The following is a 7,179-nucleotide window of genomic DNA, read 5'->3' as shown; positions in this document are numbered from 1 at the left end:
CATCGTGTTCTGCGGCGTGCACTTCATGGCCGAGTCCGCCGACATCCTCACCGCCGATCACCAGAAGGTGCTCCTCCCCGACCTCAACGCCGGCTGCTCGATGGCCGACATGGCCGACATCGACAGCGTCGAAGAGGCATGGGATGCCATCGCGGACGTGACCGACATCACCGCCGTCGTCCCGATCACCTACATGAACTCCTCCGCCGCCCTCAAGGCGTTCGTGGGGCGCAACGGCGGTGCGGTGTGCACGTCGTCGAACGCCCGCGCCGTCGTCACGTGGGCGCTGGCCCAGCACGGCCCCGCCACGAAGGTCCTCTTTTTCCCCGACCAGCACCTCGGGCGCAACACCGCCTTCCAGCTCGGCTACCCCGCCGAGTCGATGTGGCTGTGGAACCCCCGCTTCGAACTCGGCGGTCTCGACGAAGCCGCCGTCAAGGACGGCACGTTCCTGCTGTGGAAGGGCCACTGCTCGGTCCACCAGCGCTTCAGCACCGACCACATCGCGGCGTTCCGCCAGCAGCACCCCGACGGCATCGTGATCACGCATCCCGAGTGCGCCCACGAGGTGTGCGAGCTCGCCGACCAGGTCGGCTCGACCGACTTCATCATCAAGGCCGTCGCCGCCGCCCCCGAGGGATCGGTCATCGGTATCGGCACCGAAGTGCACCTCGTCGACCGCCTGGCGCGCGAGACGGTCGGCAAGACGGTGGTGTCGCTCGACCCGCTGGTGTGCCCGTGCTCGACGATGTTCCGCATCGACGCGCCGCACCTGGCGTGGGTGCTCGAAGAACTCGTGGCCGGCAACGTCGTCAACCAGATCACCGTTGACCCTGAGACGACCAAGTGGGCCAAGGTGGCGCTCGAGCGGATGCTGTCGATCGTCTGAGCCAACCGGCGAGGCAGAATGGCCGGATGGACCTTTCGGGCGCCACCATCCTGCTCACCGGCGGTACCGGCTCGTTCGGTAACGCGTTCGTCAGCCGCATCACCCAGCAGTGGCCCGACGCCGTCGTGCGCGTCTATTCGCGCGACGAGCTGAAGCAGTCGGAGATGCTGAAGCGCTTCGGTGATCAGCAGGTGCGCTACCTCATCGGCGATGTGCGCGACCGCGTCCGCACCACCCGCGCCGCGCAGGGGGTCGATCTCGTCGTGCACGCGGCGGCGATGAAGCAGGTGCCGGCGTGCGAATACAACCCGTCCGAAGCGGTGCAGACCAACGTCAACGGCACGCAGAACGTGATCGACGCCGCCATCGATGCCAAGGTGCCGCGCGTGGTGGCGCTGTCGACCGACAAGGCGGTCAATCCCGTCAACCTCTACGGCGCCACCAAGCTGTGCGCCGAGAAGATCGTCGTGCAGGGCAACGCCTACGCCACGCAGTCGGGCACGCGCCTGTCGTGCGTGCGCTACGGCAACGTGGTCGGCTCGCGCGGCTCGGTGGTGCCGCTGTTCCGCGAGCAGGCGAAGCAGGGCAAGCTCACGATCACCGACCTGCGCATGACGCGGTTCTGGATCACGCTCGACCAGGCCGTCGACCTCGTGCTGTACGCGGCGGACAACATGAGCGGCGGCGAGATCTTCATCCCGAAGATTCCGTCGATGCACATCGGCGATCTGGCCAAGGCGATGGCGCCCGATACCGAGCACGTTGTCACCGGCATCCGCCCGGGCGAGAAGCTGCACGAGCTGCTGCTCACCAGCGACGAGAGCCGCCACTCGATCGACGCCGGCGAGGTGTTCGTCGTGCTGCCCGAGCATCCGTGGTGGACCGAGGGCGACGCCTGGCCCGAGGGCGTGCCGCTCGACGGTGAGTTCGTGTACTCGAGTGAGACCAACGACCGCTGGCTCGGTCCCGACGAACTCAAGGCCATGCTGCCGTGATTCCCTACGGTCGCCAGTCGATCGACGACGACGACATCGCCGCGGTCGTCGCCGTCCTCAAGGGCGACTGGCTGACCCAGGGCCCCGCGGTGGCCGCGTTCGAAGACGCGCTGGCCGAGACGGTCGGCGCCCGGCACGCGGTGGCATTCAGCAACGGCACCGCCGCGCTGCACGGCGCGGTCGCGGCCGGTGGCCTGGGACCGGGTGACACCGTGGCCACCTCGCCGCTGTCGTTCGTGGCGAGCGCCAACTGCGCCCGCTTCGTCGGCGCCGGCGTGACCTTCGTCGACATCGACCCGGCGACCCTCAACCTCGACCCGGCGCGGGTCGGCGCCGTCGACGGACTCGTCGCCGTGCACTTCGCCGGACTGCCCGTCGACCTCGGCGCGCTCGCCACCCGGCCGCGGGTGATCATCGAGGACGCGGCGCAGGCCCTCGGCGCCATGACGCCCGACGGCCCCGTCGGCAACTGCGCCCGCTCGGACATGTGCGCCTTCTCGTTCCATCCGGTGAAGTCGATAACGACGGGCGAGGGCGGGGCCGTCACCACCAATTCCGACGAGCTCGCCGACGCCTTGCGCGCCTTCCGCACCCACGGAATCGTGAAACCGCCGAACGAAGAGCGCTGGCGCTACGAGGTGCCCACGCTCGGGTTCAACTACCGCCTCACCGACATGCAGGCGGCGCTGGGCACTTCCCAGCTGCGCAAGCTCGACCGGTTCGTCACCCGCCGCAACGCCCTCGCCGACCGCTACCGCACGTTGCTCGCCGACCTGCCCGTCGAGGTGCCGCCGGCGGCGCCCGCCGGCTGGCGCCACGCGTATCACCTGTTCCCGATTCGCGTGGACGACCGCCGCGGGGTGTACGACGCCATGCACGCGGCCGACATTGGGGTGCAGGTGCACTTCGTGCCGATATATCAACATGCGTTGTACGCCGCCGACGGCTTCGACCCGGCCGACTACCCCGCGACCGAAGCCGCGTACGCCCGGCTGCTCTCGCTGCCGCTGTATCCCGACCTCACCGAGGACGACCAGGACCGCGTGGTCCGCACGCTCGAGGAGGCGCTGTGACCAGTTTTGAGCAGTCCGGCAAGTGGTGGGAACGCGCCCAGCGCGTCATCCCCCTCGGCACGCAGACACTGTCCAAGAGCCCCACGCAGTTCGTGCAGGGCGTCAACCCGATCTACCTCCAACGCGGCGCCGGCGCGCACGTGTGGGACGTCGACGGCAACGAGTACGTCGACTACCCGATGGCGCTCGGCCCCGTCATCCTCGGCTACGCCGAACCCGACGTCGACGCCGCCATCAAGCGACAACTCGACGACGGCATCACCTTCACGCTCATGCACCCGCTCGAAGTCGAGGTGGCCGAGCGCATCGTGGCGATGTGTCCCGGCGTCGAAGCCGTGCGCTTTGCCAAGAGCGGGTCGGACGCGCTGAGCGCGGCGGTCCGCGGGGCGCGCGCCTGCACCGGGCGCGACCAGGTTCTTGTCGCCGGCTACCACGGGTGGCACGACTGGTACATCGGTACGACGACGCGCAACGGCGGCGTGCCCAAGGTTGTGCAGGCGCTCACGTCGACGTTCGCGTTCAACGACCTCGCCGATCTCGAACGCGTGCTGGCCGAGCATCGCGGCGAGGTGGCCGCCGTTATCGTCGAGCCCGCCGCGCTCGACCTGCCCGCACCCGGCTTCCTCGAAGGCGTCGTCGAGCTGGCGAAGGCGGCCGGCGCCATCTCGGTCTTCGACGAAGTCATCACGGGGTTCCGCCTCGCACCCGGCGGTGCGCGCGAGCGCTACGGCGTGACGCCCGACCTGTCGTGCTACGGCAAGGCGCTTGGCAACGGCATGCCGATCTCGGCGGTGGGCGGCACGTGGGACGTCATGCGCGTCTTCGAAGACGTGTTCTTCTCCGGTACGCACGGCGGCGAGGCGCTGTCGCTGGCGGCGGCGCGTGTCGTGCTCGACACCTTGGCCGACGGCAACGTGTTGCGCGCCATCGAGGCGCGGGGCAAGACGATGCTCGACGGCATCGCGGCGCGCATCGAGACGCACGGCCTCGGCGAGCGCGTGCGCGTCGGCGGCGAACCGCAGCGAGCGGTGGTGGCCTTCGCCGGCGACGATCACCTCGTCGTCAAGAGTTGGGTGCAGCAGTGCCTCGTCGAAAAGGGCGCCCTGTTCAACGGTTCGATGTTCATCTGCGCCCGCCACTCCGACGACGACATCGCCCGCGCCCTGCGCGGCTTCGACACCGCCTTCGCCGCGCTGGCCGACGGCGCCGACGTCGCTCCGTTGCTCAAAGGCCCGCCGGTGCAGCCCGTCTTCCGCACCCCGTGACGGACGCGAGCGTCCTGGTCATCGGCGCCGGCTCCGCGGGCGCGCGGCACGCACGCAACCTGGCCGCCGCGGGCGCGCGCGTCACGATCACCGACCCCGACGCGGCGCGGGCGGACGCGACGGGCTTCGCCACGATCCCCTTCGACCTCGATCGCCTCGGCGACCACGACGGCATCGTCGTGGCCAGCCCCACGACGTTCCACGCCGAGCAGGCAACAGCGGCGCTCGCCACGGGCGCACGCGTGCTGGTCGAAAAGCCGCTGGCAATGACGTCGGCCGAAGCCGCGCCCATCGTCGCCGCCGCGGATGGGCGCGTGATGGTGGGCTACAACCTGCGGCTGCACGCGCCGCTGGAGCAGCTGGCGGCGCTGCTGCGCGACGGGCGCGCCGGCACCGTCACGAGCGTGCGGTTGTGGTTCGGCAGCTGGCTGCCCGACTGGCGCCCGACCGTCGACTACCGCCAGACGTACTCGGCGCGCCGCGACCTCGGCGGCGGGGTGCTGCTCGACGCCATCCACGAACTCGACCTGCTGGTGTGGCTCGGCGGTGCCGGCGACTTCCGCGTCGTCGGTGCCGTCGTCGATCGCGTCGGCCCGCTGGAGATCGACGTGGAGGACACCGTGCGCGCCCTGCTGCGCCGCGACGACGGTGTCGTCGCCGAAGTGGCGCTCGACTACCTGAGTCGCCGGTATCGCCGCGGCGTCGAAGTGATCGGCGACGCAGCGACATTGCGCCTCGACTGGGCCCGCGGCGTGCTCGAGGTGGAGACGGCGGCGGGTGTCGACGCGTCGCCGGCGTCGGCCGATGTGACCGAGTCGTACGTGCGGCAGGCCGAGCGCTTCGTCGCCTTCGTGCGTGGCGACGCCGCGCCGCCGGTCGACGCGACTGAAGGGGCGCGGTCGGTGGCGTTGGCCGACGCGATCCGGGCGGCGGGATGAGCGTGCTGTGCGTCGTGCAGGCGCGCGCCGGCTCTACTCGCCTTCCCGGCAAGGTCCTCACCGACCTCGCGGGGCGCCCGATGCTGCGCTTCATGCTCGACCGCCTCGCCGGGCTCGCCGTCGACCACCTCGTGGTGGCGACGTCGGACACCCCGGCCGACGATCCCGTCGCCGCCGTCGCCGGGAGGGCCGGCGTCGCGGTGGTGCGCGGCTCGGAACACGACGTGCTGAGCCGCTACGCCCTCGCCCTCGGCGCCTACCCGGCGGAGCTGGTGGTGCGACTGACCGGCGACTGCCCGCTGGCGGACCCCGCGATCGTGCACGACGCGATCGCCTTGGCCCGCACCACCGGTGCCGACTACGTGTCGAACTCGCTGGTGCGCACGTTTCCCGACGGCCTCGACGTCGAAGTGCTCACGGCGGACGCACTCAGGGCCGCCAACGCCGAATCCGCCGATCCCAGCGAGCGCGAGCACGTCACGCCGTTCGTCTACCGCCGAACCAGCCGCTTCACGCTGCGCGCGCTGTGCAACGACCAACTGCTGGGCGACGAACGCTGGACGGTCGACACCGCAGACGACATTGCACGCGTGCGCGAGATCGTCGCCGCCCTCGACGACCCCGTGCACGCCGGCTGGCGGGACATCCTCGCCGTCGCCGGCCGCGCCTACCGGCCCGCTCCCGGCGCCGTGCACCTGCGGCCCGTCCCCCACGACGACGCGTCGACGCGCGCGTGGGTCGTCGAAGTCGACGGCGCTGACGTGGGAACAGTCGACCTCGCCGTCGTCGACGGCGTCGGCGCGGCGACGATCAGCGTCGATGCATCACGGCGAGCCGAGGTCGAAGCGAGCGTGCGCACCGCCCTGTTGGCCGATCAGCAGGTGACCGATCTGTCGTTCGTGGGCCTATCGCCTTAGTCGGCGACAACGTCCCACGACAGCGGCGTGCCCCGTGGCAAGGCCCGTGCGGCGTGGCGGCCGAGGACTTCGGGCAGGTGTTTCGGGGCAAGGCCGTTGCTGGGACGGATCGAGCGCACGTTGGCGGAGGTGAATTGTTCGCCGGCGGCGATGTCGGCGACGACGAACAACGAGCGCCGGAACGCGACGCTCGCCTTCTCGTGTTCGGACGGGCCGTAGGTCGGTGTGCCGAGGCTCGACTCGGCGTCGCGGATGGCGCGCACCATGGCAGCGAACTCGTCGGGTTCGAGCGAGAACGCCGCGTCGGCGGTCGGATCGTTGCGCGACAGCGTGATGTGCTTTTCGATCACGCAGGCGCCGAGCGCGATCGCGGTGATGGCCGCCGTGACACCGAGCGTGTGATCCGAGAACCCGATGGGCACGCCCCAGCGCTGCGCCATGTCGGGGATCGTGCGCAGGTTCATCTCGTCGAGCGACGCTGGGTACGCGCTGTTGCAGCGCAGCAACACGATGCCGCTCGCCTCGGCGCGACGCGCGGCAGCGACGGCTTCGTCGATCTCCTCGACCGTGGCCATGCCCGTCGACAGGATGAGCGGGCGCCCGGTAGCCGCCGCCAGCGAGATCAACTCGAGGTCGACGAGTTCGAACGAGGCGATCTTCATCGCCGGTGCGTCGAGGCGGTCGAGCAACTCGACCGCGGCGCGGTCGAAGGGCGAGGAGAACATGTCGACGCCGAGGTCGCGTGCCAGCGCGAACAGTTGCTCGTGCCATTCCCAGGGCGTGTGCGCTTCTTCGTACAGGTCGTGCAGCGTGCGGCCGGTCCACAGCGTGCCCTGGCCGACGCGGAAGATCTCGGCGTCGGAGTCGAGGGTCAGCGAGTCGGCGGTGTAGGTCTGCAGCTTGACGGCGTCGGCGCCGGCGTCAGCCGCCGCCCGCACGAGTTGCTCGGCCTGCGCCAAGCCGCCGCCGTGGTTGGCGGAGACCTCGGCGATGATGTAGCTCGGGTGACCGGGCCCGATCGGGCGGCCGGCGATCGTGATCTCTGCCATCGTCAACGCGCCCGAGCGTACCGGAGCCACGTCGCCTGCTCGTCGCTCCCCTC

General features: G+C 70.6%; 7 protein-coding genes. 6 read left to right on the top strand and 1 reads right to left on the bottom strand.

Annotated features, from left to right (window positions below):
* From nadA to VHC63_05620, 6 genes are all read left to right on the top strand, one after another.
* Positions 1–889, top strand: an 889-nt coding sequence (gene nadA, locus VHC63_05645; GenBank protein ID HVV36068.1) for a quinolinate synthase NadA, incomplete at its 5' end; no start/stop codon positions are given.
* A 26-nt stretch (positions 890–915) separates the two neighbouring features.
* Positions 916–1,884, top strand: coding sequence for a UDP-N-acetylglucosamine 4,6-dehydratase (inverting) (gene pseB, locus VHC63_05640; protein ID HVV36067.1), 969 nt, complete (start codon positions 916–918; stop codon positions 1,882–1,884).
* Complete coding sequence (pseC, locus tag VHC63_05635; GenBank protein ID HVV36066.1) at positions 1,881–2,957, top strand: UDP-4-amino-4,6-dideoxy-N-acetyl-beta-L-altrosamine transaminase; 1,077 nt, start codon at positions 1,881–1,883, stop codon at positions 2,955–2,957. The genes pseB and pseC overlap by 4 nt, the downstream gene beginning before the upstream one ends.
* Positions 2,954–4,222: an aminotransferase class III-fold pyridoxal phosphate-dependent enzyme gene (locus tag VHC63_05630; GenBank protein ID HVV36065.1), complete on the top strand. Its 1,269-nt coding sequence runs from the start codon at positions 2,954–2,956 to the stop codon at positions 4,220–4,222. Before pseC ends, VHC63_05630 begins: the two co-directional genes overlap by 4 nt.
* Positions 4,219–5,160 (top strand): Gfo/Idh/MocA family oxidoreductase, encoded by a 942-nt coding sequence (locus VHC63_05625; GenBank protein ID HVV36064.1) that lies wholly within the window; start codon positions 4,219–4,221, stop codon positions 5,158–5,160. The genes VHC63_05630 and VHC63_05625 overlap by 4 nt, the downstream gene beginning before the upstream one ends.
* Positions 5,157–6,077: a glycosyltransferase family protein gene (locus VHC63_05620; protein HVV36063.1), complete on the top strand. Its 921-nt coding sequence runs from the start codon at positions 5,157–5,159 to the stop codon at positions 6,075–6,077. Before VHC63_05625 ends, VHC63_05620 begins: the two co-directional genes overlap by 4 nt.
* Here VHC63_05620 and pseI read toward each other — a convergent pair.
* Complete coding sequence (pseI, locus tag VHC63_05615; protein HVV36062.1) at positions 6,074–7,126, bottom strand: pseudaminic acid synthase; 1,053 nt, start codon at positions 7,124–7,126, stop codon at positions 6,074–6,076. The genes VHC63_05620 and pseI overlap by 4 nt on opposite strands.
* Positions 7,127–7,179: the final 53 nt, after the last annotated feature.

It is taken from the genome of Acidimicrobiales bacterium, assembly GCA_035546775.1.
GTDB lineage: Bacteria > Actinomycetota > Acidimicrobiia > Acidimicrobiales > JACCXE01 > JACCXE01.
This window is presented reverse-complemented; position numbering and strand designations above follow the sequence as displayed.